This window comes from Gracilibacillus sp. D59, from assembly GCF_052246695.1.
GTDB lineage: Bacteria > Bacillota > Bacilli > Bacillales > Amphibacillaceae > Gracilibacillus.
Genome location: NZ_JBQQCK010000003.1, coordinates 26,848 through 47,877 on the forward strand (window position 1 = coordinate 26,848; position 21,030 = coordinate 47,877).

The 21,030-nt window shown below is 35.1% G+C and carries 15 protein-coding genes; 10 read left to right on the forward strand and 5 right to left on the reverse strand.

All coding sequences use genetic code 11. The features are described from left to right. Nucleotides 1-5: 5 nt before the first annotated feature. Complete coding sequence (locus ACTWP4_RS06535) at nucleotides 6-980, forward strand: aldo/keto reductase family protein (protein ID WP_443127960.1); 975 nt, start codon at nucleotides 6-8, stop codon at nucleotides 978-980. A gap of 87 nt (nucleotides 981-1,067) precedes the next feature. Then, nucleotides 1,068-2,084 (forward strand): aldo/keto reductase, encoded by a 1,017-nt coding sequence (locus ACTWP4_RS06540; protein ID WP_443127961.1) that lies wholly within the window; start codon nucleotides 1,068-1,070, stop codon nucleotides 2,082-2,084. Nucleotides 2,085-2,380: 296 nt separating this feature from the next. Here the strand turns inward: ACTWP4_RS06540 and ACTWP4_RS06545 are convergent, their stop codons facing one another. Then, complete coding sequence (locus ACTWP4_RS06545; protein WP_443128286.1) at nucleotides 2,381-2,461, reverse strand: YfhE family protein; 81 nt, start codon at nucleotides 2,459-2,461, stop codon at nucleotides 2,381-2,383. Between the two features lie 77 nt (nucleotides 2,462-2,538). On the opposite strand from ACTWP4_RS06545, the gene ACTWP4_RS06550 reads away from it, so the two are divergent. Then, the gene (locus ACTWP4_RS06550; protein ID WP_443127962.1) at nucleotides 2,539-2,976 is read left to right on the forward strand and encodes a DUF4011 domain-containing protein; all 438 of its coding nucleotides are present in this window, start codon (nucleotides 2,539-2,541) and stop codon (nucleotides 2,974-2,976) included. A gap of 992 nt (nucleotides 2,977-3,968) precedes the next feature. Here the strand turns inward: ACTWP4_RS06550 and ACTWP4_RS06555 are convergent. Both ACTWP4_RS06555 and ACTWP4_RS06560 read right to left on the reverse strand, forming a co-directional pair. Further along, nucleotides 3,969-4,301, reverse strand: coding sequence for a cation transporter (locus ACTWP4_RS06555; RefSeq protein WP_443127963.1), 333 nt, complete (start codon nucleotides 4,299-4,301; stop codon nucleotides 3,969-3,971). Nucleotides 4,302-5,500: 1,199 nt separating this feature from the next. Beyond that, a complete protein-coding gene (locus ACTWP4_RS06560) occupies nucleotides 5,501-5,683 on the reverse strand; it encodes a hypothetical protein (protein WP_443127964.1) in 183 nt (60 codons plus the stop codon). Between the two features lie 304 nt (nucleotides 5,684-5,987). Between ACTWP4_RS06560 and ACTWP4_RS06565 the strand changes: the two genes are divergently transcribed. Beyond that, nucleotides 5,988-6,734: a PRC-barrel domain-containing protein gene (locus ACTWP4_RS06565; protein ID WP_443128287.1), complete on the forward strand. Its 747-nt coding sequence runs from the start codon at nucleotides 5,988-5,990 to the stop codon at nucleotides 6,732-6,734. Nucleotides 6,735-7,129: 395 nt separating this feature from the next. On the opposite strand, the gene ACTWP4_RS06570 is transcribed toward ACTWP4_RS06565, so the two are convergent. Beyond that, nucleotides 7,130-8,347 carry a helix-turn-helix domain-containing protein gene (locus ACTWP4_RS06570; protein WP_443127965.1) on the reverse strand — a complete coding sequence of 406 codons (1,218 nt, stop codon included), beginning with the start codon at nucleotides 8,345-8,347 and terminating at the stop codon, nucleotides 7,130-7,132. Nucleotides 8,348-8,497: 150 nt separating this feature from the next. Between ACTWP4_RS06570 and uidA the strand changes: the two genes are divergently transcribed. Continuing rightward, on the forward strand, nucleotides 8,498-10,312 hold the full coding sequence (gene uidA / locus ACTWP4_RS06575; protein ID WP_443127966.1) for a beta-glucuronidase: 1,815 nt from the start codon (nucleotides 8,498-8,500) through the stop codon (nucleotides 10,310-10,312). Between the two features lie 263 nt (nucleotides 10,313-10,575). Continuing rightward, the gene (locus ACTWP4_RS06580; RefSeq protein WP_443127967.1) at nucleotides 10,576-11,985 is read left to right on the forward strand and encodes an MFS transporter; all 1,410 of its coding nucleotides are present in this window, start codon (nucleotides 10,576-10,578) and stop codon (nucleotides 11,983-11,985) included. A 285-nt stretch (nucleotides 11,986-12,270) separates the two neighbouring features. Here the strand turns inward: ACTWP4_RS06580 and ACTWP4_RS06585 are convergent, their stop codons facing one another. Continuing rightward, entirely contained in the window at nucleotides 12,271-12,369 is a 99-nt protein-coding gene (locus ACTWP4_RS06585; protein ID WP_443127968.1) for a putative holin-like toxin, read from the reverse strand. A gap of 275 nt (nucleotides 12,370-12,644) precedes the next feature. Here ACTWP4_RS06585 and ACTWP4_RS06590 point away from each other — a divergent pair, with 275 nt between their 5' ends. The 4 genes from ACTWP4_RS06590 (at nucleotide 12,645) to ACTWP4_RS06605 (ending at nucleotide 20,972) form a co-directional block, all read left to right on the forward strand. Next, nucleotides 12,645-16,376, forward strand: a complete 3,732-nt coding sequence (locus ACTWP4_RS06590) for an AAA domain-containing protein (RefSeq protein WP_443127969.1) — start codon at nucleotides 12,645-12,647, stop codon at nucleotides 16,374-16,376. A 948-nt stretch (nucleotides 16,377-17,324) separates the two neighbouring features. Further along, on the forward strand, nucleotides 17,325-18,593 hold the full coding sequence (locus ACTWP4_RS06595; protein WP_443127970.1) for a hypothetical protein: 1,269 nt from the start codon (nucleotides 17,325-17,327) through the stop codon (nucleotides 18,591-18,593). Beyond that, entirely contained in the window at nucleotides 18,586-19,089 is a 504-nt protein-coding gene (locus ACTWP4_RS06600) for a three component ABC system middle component (RefSeq protein WP_443127971.1), read from the forward strand. Before ACTWP4_RS06595 ends, ACTWP4_RS06600 begins: the two co-directional genes overlap by 8 nt. After that, nucleotides 19,086-20,972, forward strand: a complete 1,887-nt coding sequence (locus ACTWP4_RS06605; protein ID WP_443127972.1) for a DUF3732 domain-containing protein — start codon at nucleotides 19,086-19,088, stop codon at nucleotides 20,970-20,972. Before ACTWP4_RS06600 ends, ACTWP4_RS06605 begins: the two co-directional genes overlap by 4 nt. Nucleotides 20,973-21,030: the final 58 nt, after the last annotated feature.

Consider the following 21,030-nt stretch of genomic DNA (forward strand, 5'->3'; position numbering starts at 1 on the left):
TCAGAATGAAATATCGTCGTTTAGGTAATAGTGGGTTGAAAGTTAGTGAAATTGGACTTGGTAGCTGGCTAACTTATGGAGAAACGATCGGGAACCAAAATGCCATTGATTGTATTCACCAGGCTTATGAACAGGGTATTAATTTTTTCGACACCGCAAACGCATACAATCGTGGCGAATCTGAAAAAGTCGTTGGTGAAGCCCTTAAATCTTTTTCTAGAGAAAGCTATGTGCTTGCTACAAAAGTATTTTTTCCTATGGGAGATGGTCCGAATGATCGAGGCCTTTCACGAAAGCACATCATTGAACAATGCGATGCGAGCTTAAAACGATTAGGTGTTGATTATCTTGATCTTTATCAATGTCACCGATTTGATGAAGAAACACCAACAGAAGAAACATTACGTGCATTAGATGATTTAGTTCAGCAAGGAAAAATCTTATATTACGGTGTTAGTGAATGGACTGCAGCACAGATTACGGATGCTGTACACATAACAAAAGAAAAAAATCTACGACCACTCGTTTCCAATCAACCAATTTATAACATGCTTGTACGCTATATCGAAAAAGAAGTTTTACCTGTTTCTGAAAAAGCAGGGATTGGACAAGTTGTTTTTTCACCTTTAGCCCAAGGAATTCTTACAGGTAAATATAAACCAGGTCAAGAAATCCCTTCCGACACTCGTGCAGCAAATGAAAACATCAATCGTTGGATTAAAAGTTATTTAAATGATGATGTGTTACAACGAGTTGCCCGTTTAGAAGGAATTGCAAGTGATTTAGGTATTAAATTATCCCAATTGGCCGTTGCCTGGATATTAAGACAACCCGGAGTTAGCTCTGCAATTGTTGGAGCAAGCCGCCCTGAACAGGTAACTGAAAATGTGAAAGCCTCTGAAGTTGAACTTTCTAATGATGTATTAACTGAAATTGAATCGATTTTAAAAGAAATTGATGGATTTATACCTATTTGGTAAAAGGACGAACGAACTGGCATTAGGACATAGGGCCAGGAATGGTGTCCCTGGCCTAAAATTAACTATTATACGAGGAGTGGAGAATCAATGGAATATCGTTATCTAGGGAAAACGGGTTTACGAGTAAGTGAGCTTTGTCTTGGTACAATGACATTAGGTCGTGAAACGAGTGAAAAAGATAGTTTTAGCATTTTAGATCGTTATGTTGAAGAAGGCGGGAATTTTATTGATACAGCAGATGTCTATTCACGTGGGGGTTCTGAAGAAATCGTCGGTAAGTGGTTAAAGAATCAAAATCGTGATGACTATGTTGTCGCAACAAAAGTTCGTTTCCCTATGGGAGAAGGACCGAATGATATTGGTCTGAGTAGAAAACATATTATCTCCGGTGTAAAAGAAAGTCTACGCCGCCTTGGAACTGATTATATCGACCTTTATCAGGTTCACGCATGGGATCCTCGAACACCTTTAGAAGAAACGTTAAGCACATTAAATGATCTTGTTCGTGAAGGTCTTGTACGTTACATTGGGGCAAGTAACTTTAAAGGCTGGCAGCTTCAAAAAGCAATAGACATAAGTAAACAAAAAGGCTGGGAACAGTTTGTTTGCCTACAACCTCAATACAATTTGCTATGTCGCGCTACCGAATACGAATTAATTGATGTTTGTGAAAATGAAGGGTTAGGCGTCATCCCATGGAGCCCACTTCGCGGAGGGTGGTTAAGCGGGAAGTTCACACGTGACATGGTTAAGCCACCAGAAAATTCTCGTATATCAGTTGCTGAAGAAAAAGGGTATAGCGAGACATGGAATAAGTACAATAACGATTTTACTTGGAATTTGTTAGATACGTTATATAGCGTTGCAGAAGAAGCGGGTAGGACTCCGGCTCAGGCAGCAATAAACTGGCTTCTGAACAGCCGTGGTGTTACTGCACCAATTATCGGTGCACGTACAATGGAGCAGCTTGAAGCTAACTTAGGTTCTGCTGGATGGTCTTTAACAAATGATCAACTAGATCGCTTAAATAAAGCGAGTGAATTGTTTGTAAGCTATCCTTATGATATAGATGCAATAAATCAGCGTACAAAAGGAAGAGAGTAAAGAGACCATACATGACCAACTACGTATAAACAAAGCTAAACTTAGGCTGATTTTTAAATGATTATTTTGCGTTAGAATGTTGTTATATCAATGTTCTAATGCTTTTTTTGATTTTGGAGTTTACGATAGATAATGATAGCTTCTATGTACAAATAAGGTAATGAGTCGAGAAAAAGGAGTCACAGGCCGTCCCTCGTTAAGGGAGGAAATTGAAGAAAAAGCAGCTGAGAAAGCTGCTTTAAGATGACCTGTCCTTATAAGTTAGGATTTTCCTTTTCAGCTTCATTTACTTTAGGTTATCGATATCCACCAGCAATGTCTGCTCGTTTAAATTCTTTTGCATAAATAACTTCCTGACTATTGTTAAATAAAACCATGCAAAAGATTTTGGCATCGAGACGATCAGCTTATGGTAGGTGGGGAAAGCGAGCTAACTAAAATAGAGAAAGATCCGATGGAAATATTGAAAGCACTTACGGATAATAAATCAAAGCTCTTCACCAAAGCAAAGGCGGATAATCAGGTAGAATTGTCGCTCTCACGGAGATTAACGACGCTTTTTCGTAATATTCGTTCGATTGAAGAGGAGACAGGACTTTATGATCTCTATCTGGGCTACCCAATGATGGAAGGAGCGATGTCGGACGGTACATATGTCAGAGCTCCCTTGTTTTTATATCCGGTTCGATTGGAAAGAAAAAAGCGAAATGGTATGGAATGGCATGTCGAGCCAATAAGTGATCAGGCTCCACAACTGAATCGTACGTTATTTCTGGCCTTACAAAAGTTAAGCAATATTCACGTACCGGAGTCTTTGTTTGAGGAAGCAGAAACAAAGGCAACATCGCTCGATAACGAAGCGTGGAGCAGATGGTTGGCTATCATGACTTAACGATAACAGCGAATCCGTCTATCTGAAAGTGGTGATATGCTCCCCTCAAAGTAGACAGATAAAAAAATAAAATCTGCTACTTTGAAGGAAGTGGCAAATAGGCTATGCTTTTGATTCTAAACGATCAGTAGGGAGGGTAATTGAATTAGATGAAATAAGAAATATTATTGTTCACACCGAAAGGTCACCTTTTAACAAAACACCGATCATTTACCCAACTCACAAGTGATGGGAATATAACATTAACGAATACATCTTTCACTCAATGGACTCATGGGAAATCCACAAAGGAACAGATTGATGAGACAAGATTCAAACAGTGGGCGAAACAACATTTTGGCTTATGAGAAGGTGGTTTTTACTTCCTGCTTGTCTTCAAACTTAAAATATAAATCTTTACTATTCCTTCTAAAACTAATGCTCCAAGAACTGCTAGGGTTATTAGTTTCTTTCTCATGAATACATACCTCCCATTTTTGAGTTATATAAAATCTGCATTAAATGTTGGATTCCAAGTTACAACCTCAATGATACCTTTTGAAATAACAGATGGTAGATAGAGACGTACCAGACCGTACCATGGCCAGCAATTTCTTCGACGTTCACTTTTATATTCGGGTGACTGTCTCTAAATTCTTGAAGTCTTTAATCCCAACAGAGTAAAAATGGATGAGCACCTACAAATTCAGTAAAGACTTGAATGGGAACCCATTCTTATTCATTATTTTTCATCATTTTGTCTACTATATTTCTGAACCGTTCGTATTTCTATCTGTACCATCACTACATGTAGCAAGAATAAGCAACAATAATATAAAAAAACAAATAGTGATCTTAAAAATGTTGTTTCCCAATCAGTAGTGCTACAATCAGGGTGCTGCCTACGATATCTATATAATTAACTTCTTCATTTAAAACCTCCTACTAAAGTGTAACTCACAGTCCTGTAAGTGTTTACATGTATAGTAAGTATCATTGAGAAGAAATAAAATTTACTTAAGTAATAAAAATATTTGTACAAAGTGTGTGAATTGGCAAATAAGTATAAAAATTTTTACTTTTGTTAAAAAATTTGTCCTGTTAGAAGAGGGGTTCATAGACGGTAGGGTAGCTAGAGACTGAGCGGACAAATTAGGGAAAAGGTTTAAAACGATGATAAGCTTCAAAAAAATATAAATGGCAATTGCTATGAGTGTTACACCATTAAATAGTGCGGCTAAAATTTCAAATCGCTTATAACCATAAGTTTTACTGTAACTCGCAACGCGCTCACTTACTGCAAATGCCAATACGCCAACACCAAGCGATACAGCATCACTTAACATGTGGCCTGTGTCCGATATGAGTGCCAAGCTCCAAGCTCTTTCGTTGTTATCTTTAACCTTTGGTGCCTGTCACTTACCCGAATTTTGTCAATCTCGACATATTTCGGGTAGAGACAGGCATTTTGTACAATGATTGAAATAGTTTTTGCTATGGTAGTAATAATGGTTACCATTTTTTATTTTGTTTTAACCATTTAAGTATAAGGTGTGTATGATTAATTTGGTTGGGAGTCTTTGAACACTTATGCAAGAGGATATGGAGTGACTGTCATAACCATTAAAATAGTGAATCTTATTAATGGATGTTGGTTATGCTTTTAGCAGGTTCACAGTAAACGATGCTATATAAAAGTAAAACTAAAGATGATCCAGTCGTTTGACTGAATCACTTTTAGTTATTCATTATTCGAATAAGGCCATAATGATAAAATCTTTCTGATTGAGATGTGGAGTAGTGTAGCCGCTTGGATCTTTACGATTCTAAATATATGCATTGTTGTATGTGATTGAACGGGATAGTGTAATCATTCGTTTAGAATATCAGAGTAGTATTCAGGTGGATATTGATAATGTGGAGAGTATTTTAAACGCTAAGCAAAATGACTTATTTGAAAAGACAACTAAGAATACATACTATTCATTATTAAAAATTGATTCTCCCCAATACGAATAGTATTGAAAGAGCCAGTCTATACAAAAGGTTCTTATGGGAAAACAAGCCTAATCCATTCAGTGGTTTTTAGAGCGGATCAACTGCAGCAATTCTTAGAAGAAATTAAAGGAAGACAAAAGTGCTATGCAAAGAGTGAGGATTAATGCATACCATCGTTTTATTTCGTCACAACATTTATACTTCTATGAAATAATGTACTAAATTCTGCAAAGATATCACAAGGTGCTGTTCCATTATCTTTCCATTAGAAGTGAAAATATTTGACCTTGTTATTTTTGATCAAGCATCCTAATGTACCGTCAAAAATGGGAGGCGTCGATTTACAGAGACAATAAAGTGCCGTAGCGGGGGATGAACAACAGCTTCCACCTTCTTCTTTTTTTAAAGTTTCAGTTGATACAGACGAAGATGAGGGAAAAAGAAAAATTTGAGGAATCACAGAGCCTGCTTAATTTAACAAACGGATATTGCCAAGCAACTTATTAATGGCATTACCGCTCGAAGTCAGATTGCATTATTGATAATTTCATGCGCTGACTGCATCCCGTCCATTTTGATCCATAGGAATACCTTTTCTGTTCATGACCGAAATTATTAGACCGTATTCATAATATGTGGATTTCGTAATGATACCGTTCTCAATAGTTTTAATTATTTCGTAATAGAAAGCAATCAATAAATCGTTGGGCAATTTCTCATAAAAATTCACTGCACTACACCTTCTTCTTTATGTTATCTTAATGATAATATAACATAAATGTGTAAGCGTTTGCAAGTTAATTGTCTTTTTAAAATCCATTATGAAAAAAAGAAAGAGTCTTAAAAGGATAAAAAAGTATCAGCATGCCGAAGCTCAAATGGAAAAGATATTTTCTAAAATGGTCAAAAGAAGATTTCAAACACCAACCTTAGTATCACGCACTCCTACCTATTGTTTAACAATTGAACAGACAGGTTATATGTAAAGTAAGATAGTAAAAAAATTCGATTAATAGTGCTAGGAGGGATTTATTATTCTATTTAAAGCAAGTTCAATAGAGTCATGTAATGTAGAGGCCTCAGACGGTGAATTGGGGAAAGTAAAAGACTTATATTTTGATAGTGAAAAATGGACGGTACGTTATTTGGTTATCGATACACTGAAATGGTTACCCGGAATGAAGGTGCTACTGTCTCCGGTTGCTTTTGATCATGTTGAGCCATCAAATGGTCAAATCTCTGTATTGGCATCAAAGCAGCAAATAAAAGACAGTCCATCAATTGATGAACATCAGCCTGTTTCAAGAAAGAATGAAATAAATCTTCATGCATACTATGGCTGGCAGCCCTATTGGATCGGAAATGGATTATGGGGTCCTGGAGATATTCCAATTGCCTATCAGCCAAGTGAGCTCATGAATGAAAATGAATCCGTTGAAGACGATAATCCTTCTTTAAGAAGTGTAAATGAACTTAAAGGGCATGTTTCTGGTTATACAGTTAAAGCCGCCGATGAGGATATTGGTAATGTCATTGATTTTGTTATCGATGACCATTCATGGGCGATTCATTATTTAATTGTCGATACTGGTGATTGGTTACCTGGGAAAAAAATAGTGATAGTACCAGAATTAATTGATTCAATCGAATGGACCAAGAAGGAATTAACTATTAATCTCAAGTCTGAAGATGTAGAAAAAGAATCAGTTGAAGACGAGTCTATATTAAATGTAGATGAGGTTACAATGGAAAACCTTAGAAAGAGAAACATTTTAAAATAGGATCGAAATAGAACCTCAATAATTAGAAATGGTAGCAGGTTCTCACATGAATAAACCCCTTCTTAATTATAGGAGGGGTTTATTTTACTTATATCTTTCCAATCTAAAAATTAATTATGGATTATTAGGTGGTAAATATACTGGCAAAGTGATACATAATGGATCTCTCTCTTTAATAGATAAAATCGTTCTCTATACGTAAACAACTGTTCTTTTAAGGGTTCAGCCCCCTTTTTCTGTGACTTTAATCACCTTGACACTTAATTTAACCATTAGCGTTTATTCAAACATAAAGAAAAAGCCGTCCTCAAGTAACGGTTTTTCTTTGTAATAACAGTGATGGTGCCAAACCTTCTAAAAGGACAACTCTCTTAGAGCAGGATGAGTGCCCCGTTTTACCAAAGTTCAGTTTTCACATATTGGGATGGGGTGAGGGAGGTCCATTTTTTAAATACTCTACTAAAATAATTCAGGTCATTAAAGCCTAACATAAAGGCGATATCGGTAATAGATATAGAGCCTCTTCGTAAATAAAGTTTTGCTTCTTCTACGCGCTTATGCTGAATAAAATTGGTGACGGTCATTTGGGTTTCTACTTTAAATTTTCGAGATAGATGGGAAGGGTTAACATGTATCTGTTCGGCAATATGTTTTAAGGTTAAGTCTTCCTCTAAGTGTAATTGAATGTAGTCAACGGCCTTTTTGACAATTAGACTGAATTGTCCAGTTGAAAAGGTATTAACCAAGTCACAGTATTCATTTGCCATTAATATAGTAAGCTTTTCTAATTTAGGGAGCGTTGTGGTACGTTCGATTAAAATGGCGAACCGTTCTGATATATTGTGAAGATAAACAGGGTGTACTCCACTTCGTTCTGCTGCCAGTCGGAATAACGTATTAGAAGTAAAGGAAATATTTTTTGCAGAACGAATCGGACTACCGGGAATACGGTCTGAAAAGGTTAAGATAAAGGAATTGGAATGGGTCAAATAATTTACTGCTACCTTATCCCCTTTTGAAATTGCGTTCATCAGCTTGTTCTGGTGTTGATAACGATGTTCAATGATTCTTGTATTTTCTTCAATACCCGTTTTTGAAAATAAACGATTAACGGTTGGTTTTGGTATGGTTGATACGGTCTGTTTTGCCTCGATTAACCCATGTTCACATAGATTGATAATCATCGCGCCGATACTTTCGCACTCTGTAGTACTGAAAACGGGCAAGGATTGGTAAAACTGTTCTAAGTGTTTTCGTTCACTGATTGGCAGTTTATTGTCAGCAATCGCATCTTTGATCAAGTCCAAAATGGAAAAACCAGAGACAAACGGACCGATCAGAAGGCAGCCTTGAAAAGAGTGGTTTTCCCACACACCAACTGCAATATACTCAAGACCAAAGTTATTGACATGGTGATAAGAATGATAAGAAGGTTGCTGCTGCAAGATCTCCATCACCGGTACAAACTCTGACTCAGGAGTGTCTAACACGACAGGGAATAAGTGGTTCACAAATTGAACATGTGTCTTTCTATCTAAATCAAAAAAACGGATATCAAGTTTTATGACCGAGTGGATCATCTGACAAATCTTTTCTACATCTCCAAGTTTCATATGCTTTCCCCTTTCTATCTTTCTTTCAAATGTACGAGAAAATGTGCAATAAAGCAATAATAATGCTAATGAAGCAATAATAATGCGAGAACAGGAGAGCGTTTTCTTTTATACTTCTCGTAAGCACATAGAGAAATGGAGGAAAAATAAATGTTATATCCAATAGATACAGCTAGTCGTGTTGTTTTAGATTTAAGCGGATTATGGAAATTTACCATTGATGAAGAAGTGAATGAAATAGATGTGGACCAGCCGTTACCAACAAGTGAATCGGTGGCAGTTCCTGCTGCGTTTAATGATCAAGCTGTTTCACAAAAAATTCGCGAACACACAGGATTTGTGTGGTATGAGCGTAATTTTACAATCGCAAGAGCATTATGTGATGAAAGGTTAGTATTACGCTTTGGGTCTGCTACACACCAAGCATGGGTGTATATCAACGGAAAACTTGCTACCGAGCATAAAGGTGGATTTACCCCATTTGAAGTGGAAATCAATGACTTCTTAGTACCAGGTGTAAACCGTTTGACCGTTCGTTTAAGTAATATATTAGATCATACAACTTTGCCAGTTGGTAACTATAGTGAAACAAAAGATAAGAATGGAAAAATCGTCCGTAATGTAGATGAAAACTTTGACTTCTTTAATTATGCTGGCCTCCAACGACCAGTTAAAATCTATTCAACACCGCACAACTATATTGATGATGTTGTCATTGTACCAGATGTTGATTTGCAGAAAGGTCAAGCAAATGTAAACGTCTCTATAAAAACAGGAGGTTTGTTTGATGAAGTCCGTGTAACGATTAAAGATGAAGATGGAAATGAAGTAGCTCAAGCTACAGGAACCCAAACAAGCGTAATGATTAATGACATAAAATTATGGCAACCTTTGAATGCGTACCTTTATACAGCAAAAATTGAAGGTATTAAAAACAACAAGGTAGAGGATGTTTATGAGGAAGCATTTGGTGTGCGTAAAATAGAAGTGAAAAATGGCAAATTTCTAATCAACGGTCAATCGTTTTACTTCAAAGGTTTCGGTAAGCATGAAGATACATTTATTCGCGGGCGTGGCCTGGACGAAGCGTATAATGTCCATGATCTTAACTTGATGAAAGATATGGGAGCAAACTCTTTTCGGACCTCTCATTATCCATATTCTGAAGAAATGATGCGTTTATGTGATCGTGAAGGAATAGTTGTAATTGATGAAACACCTGCCGTTGGAATTATGGCAGCCTTCAACTTTGATGTATCTATCCTAGAAAAAGGTGGAGATTTTAACGATGATACATGGGAGCTAATGAACACGTCTGAAGCACATGAACAAGTAATACGGGAATTGATTGACCGTGATAAAAACCATCCATCTGTAGTAATGTGGTCGATTGCCAATGAAGCAGCGACATATTCAACAGGTTCTCGTGAATACTTTGAACCTTTGTTTAACTTAGCCCGAGAATTAGACCCGCAAAATCGTCCATTAACAAATGTGACGATTATGATGGCAACACCTAAGACGGATAAATGTGATGATTTATATGATGTAATTGCATTGAACCGTTACTACGGCTGGTATGTAAAAAATGGTGATTTAGAGACTGCCGAAGAACAGACACGGCAAGAGCTCTTAGAGTGGCAGAAAAAATATCCTGAAAAGCCAATCATGTACACCGAATACGGTGCTGACACGGTAGCTGGATTCCACAGTGCCTATGGTGAACCATTTAGTGAAGAGTTCCAAGAAGAATATTATCGCATGAATCACAAAGTGTTTGATGAAATCCCGAATTTTGTTGGAGAACAATTATGGAACTTCGCTGATTTTCAAACAAAATTTGGTATTATGCGTGTCCAAGGGAATAAAAAAGGCGTATTCACCAGAGCGAGAGAACCAAAAATGGTGGCGCGTTATTTAAGTGAACGCTGGAATGGTATCCCGCATTTAGGATACAAGAAATAAAAATAGTAAGCACGGTGACAGCGTTATCGTGCTTGCTTTTTGCCCAAGTAAGTTATTTTGGTACCTCTCATCTAAAAGCTCAAACCAGCTTGTTTCTATCAATCAAATTTTATATATTTAAATTTGTTAGTAAAACAAACTAAGTAAGTTTTATCATTATGAAATTGTAAACGCTTTTCTTAAAAAGCGTTTGGAACAATTTATTTTAATTAATTCAGTTTATGATATTTTGAAACCAATCAGGAAATTTGGAGGGATTCGCTATGAATCAGCCAGCTGCAAAAGGCCAAGGATCAAAGGTTACATCAAGCTCTATTCCACCTTTTGGCATCAAAGATAAAATAGGTTATCTCTTGGGTGATTTTGGTAATGATTTTTCATTCATACTTGTAACGGCTTTCTTAATGGTGTATTATACAGATGTTTTTGGTATTAGTGCTGCTGCAGTAGGTACACTCTTTTTAGTTGCTCGTTTATGGGATGCGGTGACAGATGTATTATGGGGACGATTTATCGATTCGAGAAAGACAACTCAAAAAGGGAAATTCATACCATGGATTTTTCGAATGTCCTTTCCACTAATTATTTCATGTGTTTTAATGTTTACTTATATTCCGGGTATGGGGGAAGGTTTCTACTTAGCTTATGCTTATGTAACGTATATTTTGTACGGAATGTTATATACCTCCGTTAATATTCCCTATGGTTCAATGGCAGCAGTTATCTCAGGAGATTCCGTTCACCGAACACAACTGTCTGGTTGGAGAACGATGGGCGCAATGATGGCTAACTTATTTATTAACGCTCTTGCACCATTAATTGTGTTTGTTGATAATGAGCTTTCTGCAAACAGGATGTTCATGACAGCTGCTGTGTTTAGTGTTTTAGCCCTTGCTTGCTATATGGGATGTGTGAAGTTATCAAGAGAGAGAATTGTAAATCCTGATAGACAACCAGGTGCGGGAGTTAGCATCGGTCAAACGTTTAAGGCACTCGGAAAAAATAAACCGTTAATAACTATTCTAATCGCGTCGTTATTATTTTTGATGTGTATGTTATTAGTAGGTACGATTAATGTTTATTTATTTAAAGACTACTTTGGCAGCGCATCTACTATGAGTATATTTGGTATTATTCAAGCAGCTGCTGTATTCCTTATGATGCCAGTGTTAAAACCTTTAGTTGGGAAATTTGGGAAGAAGGAAATAGCCGCAAGTGGAATGCTGTTTTCGGGTACCATGTATATTGTACTTTATCTAATATCAAATATTTCTTTAACAATGTTTTTAATTTTAAATGGAATTGGTCTACTAGGTTTCGGTTTGTTTAATTTGGTTATCTGGGCATTTGTTACAGATGCAATTGATTATCAAGAATACTTAACTGGAGAACGTGAAGATGGAACGGTTTATGCAGTGTATTCCTTTGCTCGTAAAGTAGGTCAAGCATTTGCTGGTGGTCTTGGTGGATACGCGCTTGCAATTATCGGATATAAAGAAGGTGCACCATCACAAACCGAAGCAGTACAAGATGGTATCTATACGGTAGCAACTCTTGTACCAGGGATTATGTATATTTTAGTATTTTTACTCGTATTTTTTGTATATCCGTTAAATAAACAACGCACAAATCAACTTGCGGTAGACTTAGCAGAAAAGCGAGAAGAGAAATAGCTTACAAGTGTCTGTCCTCATCAGTAAAAAACCGAATTCGGCAAGTATAGGGACAGGCATTATTTGTTCCCTCACCTTGGCAAAACGATTTTGAGCAACTTAATCGCACGTGAACCGGTGTATTTTTCGCAAAAATGTGGTATACTAAATAATAAGAAAACGTATATTAAAAAAAGACCGCAGTTGGTGCTGCGGTCCCTAGATACCCATTCTTTGAATAGGGGATTGGCGTTATCTAGTTCATGACCAGAAAATAGCCCTTACCCATTTTGCTGAACAGGGGGGCTATTTTTTTGCGTTCAAAATAGCAACAACGACTGCAATCAGCGCGATAATCATCATTGAAAACGAAATCATGATCGTCAAAGCCTGGAACGTCGTCATGGCATCACCCCCTTTCGGGGATAACACCAACCACCCTATCCTTTAGTTAAAGTTGTCGAATGAGTACCTAGCATCTATTATACCAAATAGTTGTGTTTGTTTCTTTAGTTTTTTAATATTAATTACTGTGATAGCAAGGGTTTAGCGCATTCACTACATAAAAATCATGTGCTTAACTATTAACTTCCAACGTCCTAATCACCCACTCCTTTATTCCCCCTACCAACTATAGTATAATAGCACCATCTTACATGTTAAAAATTGGGTGGTAAATAATGAAGAGTAAATTACAGGTATTAAGTGACCGGTTAAATGATATAAGCAGAAGCAACCGTTCGATCCGTTTGCTGAAATTGTACAATAAATGGACGTTTGATTTAAGTGATCTAACCAAAGTAGAAAAAAGTCCGATCGATATATTGAAAGCCCTCACGAATAATAAATCACAACTGATTGCCAAAGAGAAAGCGAATAATCAGGTAGAATTGTCATTCTCACGCAAACTAACAACTCTTTTTCGTAATATTCGTTCTATCGAAGAGGAAACAGGTCTTTACGATCTTTATCTAGGCTATCCGATGATGGAAGGCGCCATATCAGATGGTACATATGTCAGAGCTCCATTGTTTTTATATCCCGTTCGATTGGAAAGAAAGAAGCGAAGTGGTGTGGAATGGCATGTGGAGCCAATAAGTGATCAAGCCCCACAACTGAATCGAACACTATTCCTGGCGTTACAAAAGTTAAGTAATATTCACGTACCAGAGTCTTTGTTTGAGGAAGCAGAAACCGAAGCGACATCAATCAATATCGAAAAGTGGAGCAGATGGTTAGCTGATCATGACTTTACAATAACAGCAAATACGTCTGACCAATTAGCTACAGTCGAAGAGTATACGAAAGATACGATTCCAACATTTAATAAAGGATCATTCCGTCTAAATCAACAAGCAGTAGTTGGGCATTTTCCACAAGGGAATTCAGCTATTTTAAGCGATTATGAAAAGTTTGTCGAAATGCTCGCACAAGGACAAGAAGATTTAGGGGTGGTCTCCGAATTTCTAGATATCAAAGTCCAGGAAACAGGTGAAGAAGTAGATAATCTACCCTCTAATAAAGATCAATCCTTTCAAGAAAAACTAGCACAAGAGAAAAATAAGTATTATGTACTTGATACGGATGCCTCTCAAGAAAAAATACTGGATGCACTTGATCACGAAAAAGGTATGGTTGTCCATGGCCCACCAGGTACAGGGAAATCACAAGTGATCGTTAATATGATCTCCAATGCAATAGCAAAAGGGCAGCGGGTGATGCTTGTTACCCAAAAGCGGGCAGCATTAGATGTCGTCTATCAACGGTTAGATGCACTTAATCTGTCATCCAATGTAGCATTACTCCATGATGAGAAGAACGATCGTAAAACCTTTTATCAAAAATTAAATGTACAACTAAATCGTGATCATTCATACCAAGATCTCCAGCAAGCATTTGATCAATTATCTCAGAAAATTATTAGTACGGAAGATAAACTAGATAAAATAGCGAAAGCATTATTTGAAGTGCAGCCTCATGGCTTTAGAGCTTACGATTTATATGGGTTGAGTAAAACTGCGAAAGAACAAGATAAAATGATCCCGTTAGAAGGTATTTTGGAAGAGCTTAACAAACAAAATCTAGCAGACATTTTAAGAAAAGTGAGTACCTATGGCAGTTATTATGCGACATTTGGAAAAGATAACCCTGTCCAGGACCGGACATCTTTTACTGATATGCAATTAAAGGATCGCATTCAACTCATCGAAATATTGGATGGCGCCCTTAATGAGGCGGAACAGAGTATCAACCATTTAGAGCATTTTGATGATAAAGATATTACACCGGCATATAGTCGCCAAATCGATAAAAAGCTTGAAAAAATCTATGATGACTTACATGCAGAGGACAAAAAGACACTGCAGAAACTACGATTATGGTTATGGACAAGTTTTACCGGTAAAACGATTATTGAAGAATTGCTGGACGGTGAAAAGTTCAGTGGCTTGTCCTCAAAAGAATGGCCCAAATTAAAAGAAAGTTTAACGATTCTTTATGACTTATCCCAAGCAACAGAAGGGTTATTCAAACAATTAGAGAAATTAGATCCGTATTTTTCAGCGGATTCTATTAAAAGTCTAAAAACACGGATATCAAAAGGTGATATTCCGTTAGAAGTGTTAAAAAAGAAACAAACATATATAAAAGAATTCTTTGATGAATTACGTGAAATGGATCGTTTATATGACCATAGTGCTAAGGAAGTGCAACAGTTAATTGATCGATTAATAGAACGCAATTTAACGGACAGTGGAAACCTGGCAGAAGAATGGGCAGAAGTAGCTAAACAATCAGCATACATTCACTGGATCGATCAAATAGAAAGAAAGTATCCGGAGATTGCCATGATCGGGACAGGTAACTTTCAGCATTTAACAGAGGAATTAAAAGAGTTATTACAGAAAAAACAGAGTCTGACGATTGATTTACTGCAAAATCAAATGCATCAAATGATTGCAGAAGTAAAAGCAGAAAATCCGAAAGCTGTAAAAGACATGATTTATCAAACAGGGAAAAAGCGTCAACTCTGGCCGGTTCGTCGTTTAGTAAACGAATTTGCCTTAAAAGGATTACTAGATGTCATTCCCGTCTGGTTAGTATCACCAGAGATCGCTTCCGCCATTTTTCCATTAGAAGAAAAAATATTTGACCTAGTTATTTTTGATGAAGCATCACAGTGTACAGTGGAAAATGGCATGCCATCCATTTATAGAGGTAATAAAGTGGTAGTAGCGGGAGATGAACAACAGCTTCCACCTTCCTCCCTTTTTAAAGGGTCAGTCGATTCAGATGAAGATGAGGAGCAAGAAGAATTTGAAGAATCACAGAGCTTGCTGAATTTAGCCAAACGTATCTTGCCGAGTAGTTTATTAGAATGGCATTACCGTTCGAAATCAGAAGAATTGATAAATTTTTCTAATCACGCATTTTATCATGGCCATATGCAGATTGCTCCAAACGTCAATCACTTGCAAGACCCAGCAGCGATTCAATGGCATGAATCCAATGGAAGATGGATCAATCAGCAAAATACCGTGGAAGCAGAAGATGTTGTAAAGCTGTTGAAACAGAAATTAATTGAAGATGCATCGAAAACGATTGGAATCATTACCTTTAATGCCAAACAACAAGCGGCCATTGAAGATGCCATCGATCGCTTTAGTGAAGAAGATGCAGAATTTGCTGTTATCTATGACCAGGTCATGAGTCGTGACTTAGATGAAAGAATCTTTGTAAAGAATATTGAAAATGTCCAAGGTGATGAACGAGATATCATTATTTTCTCGATCGCCTATGCCAAAAATAAAGAAGGAAAAGTCTATAACCGCTTTGGTACACTTGGACAAGAAGGTGGCGAAAACCGTTTAAATGTTGCGGTAACACGCGCCAAACAAGAAATTCATTTAGTATCCAGTATTGAGCCACATGAACTGAATGTCACCAACGCCAAAAATATTGGGCCGAAACTGTTAAAAGCATATATGGAATACGCACAAGCTGTTTCCGGTTTGAAAAAGAACTCCATTGAAGCCACGTTGACGAATCTAAGTGGGGAAGTCAATACGGTAAAACAAGAGGGAAGCCTGCAATTTGATTCGCCATTTGAAGAAGAAGTATATGAAAAACTAACGGAAATCGGCTACACCGTTGATACACAAGTAGGGATGTCCGGTTATCGGATTGATTTAGCGGTAGTCGATCCAAATGATCCGAGCAAGTATGTGTTAGGAATTGAATGTGATGGGGCGATGTATCATAGTTCGCCGGTAGCAAGAGAACGGGATATTTACAGACAACGGTTTTTAAAGTCGAAAGGGTGGAAGATTGAGAGGGTTTGGAGTCGGAATTGGTGGAAGGATCCGTTTGGGGAGGTTGAGAGGGTTGATCAAATTATTAAAAGGTTGAGTTAATTGAATCACGTATTGCTTTTCATTTATGAAATATACATACTATTGAATTTAATGAGGACTATGTATGCTTTTAGTAACTAATAGGTTGAAAGAAGTAAAGCAAGCAAGATGTGGTTTTATTAGATCTAAAGATTTTACTGTTGTTGAAAGAGGTAATAGTGCCATTCACTTTAGGGTCCTCCTATTTTATGTGCTTACGGTTCAAGCAGGAATAGTCTTACCATTTAGAAATTGATATAAACTAAATGGAAAAGTGAGAAATACACAATATGTTTTTTGAATAAGTTAGCCCAATTAATAATTATATTTGTTCCAAAAAAGTCAATATATTAATGAAAAAACGGCTAACATATTGACAAAATAAACCAATAGGTACAATATAGTAATAAAGTAGGGTTTATTTTGTCTTAGGAAGACTTCATTGGCATAATTATATAATTTTTGATGATTAAGATTTAATTTATAATACTATATTACTGTATAATTTGATATGTTTTCTTAAAGGGTATTTCTTCCGTGAGTCCCGGGTTGTGTAAGAACAGGAATATAAAACTATCCAATATTTTTCTTGAAAGGGGATTTTTGCTTGATACTAAAAAGTTTGTGCAGTAAATTAATAATGATTAATTTATTGGTGTAATAGCAAATACGAACGAAATTAGATACAATAGTTCGTTTTGTTTTTCTAAATATATGCTACGAGAGGGAGATTTCTATATGTTTTAATCTTCTTCTACAACTTTGAGAACGATTACAATAAGTAGGCAAAACTGAGTTTTTTGGTATTCATATTTAGCTTATACAAAAATATCACCGATAAATTTCGATGTTAGATTATTATTCTACTAGGGCGAAATATAGTTATTTTAGAAAATTTGTATATTTATACAAAAATGCAGAGTTGAAACATGAAGATTATGTTCAATGGAATTAAGGGTGAGTTAAACAGTGAGAAATGATAAACCTATACAAGAACAAACTGCTGCTGATAAGAAAGCAATAGGGTTTGATTATCAATATTATTACTTTCTATATGAGTTGTTACAAATGAAAGAGGGACAATCTGTTGGTTATGAAGTGAAAGATGATGTTCATATCGATACCATAGAAGGTAAACAAACATTAATTCAGCTAAAGCATTCTATTGATACTCAATCAAAGGTTACAGAAAAGGATAGCGCTTTGTGGAAGACCATTAGTAATTGGATCGAAATAATATCAGATAATGCCTCTAACAGAGGTAATTATGACGTTCAATTAGAATTTTTAACAAACACAAAATTTTTATTAGTAACAAATAAGTCTAATTCAACAGATAATGAATTTTTTAATAAAGTAAAATTGTTAAAACAAGAAAGTATTTCAATAGACTCTTTTAAAGATTATCTATTTAAATTAAGTACTCCTAGAAAGGGGAAGGAAAAATCTAAAGTAGATAAATATATTAACGCATTGTATTCAAAAAATGATGAGTGGGTAAAGAAATTTATAAAAAATATCGACTTCTTGTTTAGTAGAGATAAGCTATTCGATTTAATTTATATACGATTAAAGGAAAAAAATATTCCTGAAAGAAGAATAGAACATGTATTTCAAGCTATTGATAGCAGTTTAAGAAAGATGATCTACCAAAAAGTGAAATCGGGAAAAAAATTCACACTAAGCTTCGAGGAATACTATAAAAAATTCACAAATTATTTTGAATTAGGTAGAAATAAGAAACTTCCAATCACGTTAAAGCATCCTAGAAAACCAATTCCTGAATCATCGGAAAATTCCCTTTCAATTAGACAATTAGTTGATGCTGAAATTCTGAGTACAGAAGATGATGATTACGAAGATGAGATTATATCTGTCTTCACTTCAAAATTTATACTATTAAACAATATTGAACAATGGCTGCAAGATTCAGAAGTTACGAGTGAGGAAATGGCAAAATTTAATGATGATGCAAAAAGACAATGGGAAATTGTGCATAAAAAACATCATTTAAAATTAAAAAGGAAATTAAGAAAATCTTCTTGGGAAGATTTAGATATTGAAGAGATTCTAGATGCTGCTGCTCAATGCTATTATGAGGTACAGCAGATTAATCTCAATATAGAAGAAACTGAATTAGGTATCGAATTAAGTAATGGAAGATTTTACACCCTATCTGATGAACCAAGTATTGGTTGGATATTAGATTGGAAAGAAAGGTATTCTAAAGATGACTAAAGAATATTTGGATAATCATTTCACATATGATTCAACGAATCTATATAATAACGAAATACTAGGTGCTATTTCAATATTTTATATATTAAAGCATATTGGTAAGATGAGTAGTTCTACATCAATGTTGGTTCTACCCCTGTCTTTTCATAATAGTATTGTTAGTTATTTGAACGATTCAAGAACCGTAGTTAAAAGCCTAGATCAATTTATTATAAAAAGACCTGACCTTTTTTCTAATTTTAATGAAAGGTTTTATTCACTTTTGGAGATATCTGCGAATTCTGTCTTGGTTTTATCTTCTATGAATATTATTTCAATAAGTAATAATGGAGAACTGATTTTAGAACTTGACGATGAAGAATTGCTATTGAATAGTATTGAAAAAAAAGATATTGGGAAAAGAGCTTATAATATTATAAAAGCCTCAAAGGGGATTGCAGAATTATTGGCTGATAGAAAGGAAAATTTGTTTTTACAATTAAGGGTGGAATTATGAAATTTAATATAAACAAAATATTACTCTGGTTGAAAAATGGAAAGAGAAGAGAAATTGATTTTCAAAAAAATAAGGTGAACGTTATTCCTGGCGATAGCGGTACTGGGAAATCAGAAATAATAAGTATTATAGATTATTGTTTCTTTGGGAGTAAAGCTAATATTAGTGAAGAAATAATAAATGAAAATGTAAGTTGGTATGGAATAAATTTTAATATTAATGACAATCTCTATACCCTTGGGAGGAAACAATTGAGTAAGAGGAAGGTATCTAAAGATTATTTTTTTTATGCAGATGGATTCATTCCTAAGCACCCAGAAGTAAATAACACTGAACCAGAAATCAAAGAGGTTATTGATCAAGAATTTAGTATAACTGAGAGAACAGTATTTCCCTTTGGAGGCAAAAGTATTACTTTAGGTAGCAAAATTTCTCCTAGATATTTCTTGATGTTTAATACTCTTTCAGGTGACACTATTGATCATAGTGAAGTGTTTTTCGATAAACAGAACACTGATCGATATAGAGATGCTTTAAGAAACATATTTGATTTAGTAGTTGGAATTGAGACTGAAGAGAATTTGTTGCAAAAAGAAAAACTTAATCTTTTAAAGTCAGAATTAAAGCAATTAAGAAAAAAACAAACAATCATTGACAAACAAGAAGATGGATTTAAAGATAATATAATAGAATTGGCTGATAAATCCAAGAGTTATAACCTGATAGACTATCATATCACAGAGTTTGATACATTAATGGTCAAGCTTAATGAATTAAGCACTACTTATCAAGAGGAAAATATAGATATAAATATAGAAAAAATAAATACCCTTAAATATAAAAAAAATAAACTTATAAGGAAAATAAGGAATTTAAAGAAATTTAAAATGGAGTTTAATCGTTATAAAGCATTAAATAAGAATACACTTGATAGCTTAAAACCAGTAAAGAAACTAAATGATAGTTATAAGTTATTAGAACTACCAGATCTGAACCTACTGATTAGTAGTCTTAATGATGACTTTGAACAAATACAGCAAAATAATATTGGAAAGTCCCCTTTTAACTTCAACGTAGAAAAAAGAATTCAGGAGTATGAAGAAAAAATTAAAAATATCAACTCAGAAATCTATGATGTACCAGTTAATAACAAAACCACGAAAAATGAAATTGATAAGTTGATGTTTATAGGGGAACTAAGAGCAAAGTTGAAGTTGTATAGTGACCAATGGTACGGTTCAGATCATAAGAATAGATTAAACAAAGACATAGAAGATTTGGAGTCTCAAATAGAGGAAATTAAATTGATGGAATATCACGCAAAAAGGGAATCCATTCTAAGGTTATTAGACGAATTAATTGATTCTTATTTAGATAAGTGTGGAGAAGCGTTAGATAATTATAAGGGATATAAGTCTTCATTTAATTATAAAGAAAAAAGCCTTGAATTAAGAAAACCTAAATCACCATATACAAGTAAAGTTGGTAGTAGTTCTAACCATATGTTTCTTCATCTATGTTTGTTTTTAGGACTACACGAATTGATTATAAATCAAAAATCTTCATACGTCCCTCAATGGATAATAATGGACCAACCTAGTAGACCTTACTTTGGTGATGAGTATGAAAGTAAAAAGGCTAAGCTCAGCTGGGAAGAAGTTAAAAAATCTGATAAAGGTAAAATTACAATCGCAATGGAGTTACTTAATTACTTTATTGAGTATATAGTTAAGGAGTTAAATGTCGATTTTCAAATCATATTATTGGAACATATACCAAGGTCTATATGGGAGAATGCAAAACTAGAACATTTTTATCTTGTTGAAGAATTTAAAGATGGTAATGCTTTAATAAGATTTGATAAACACAATGAACCATATTAAGGCGTAATTTGAGTAATAAATTTCTGTATGACCAGAAATGCTATAATTTTAAAAGTAA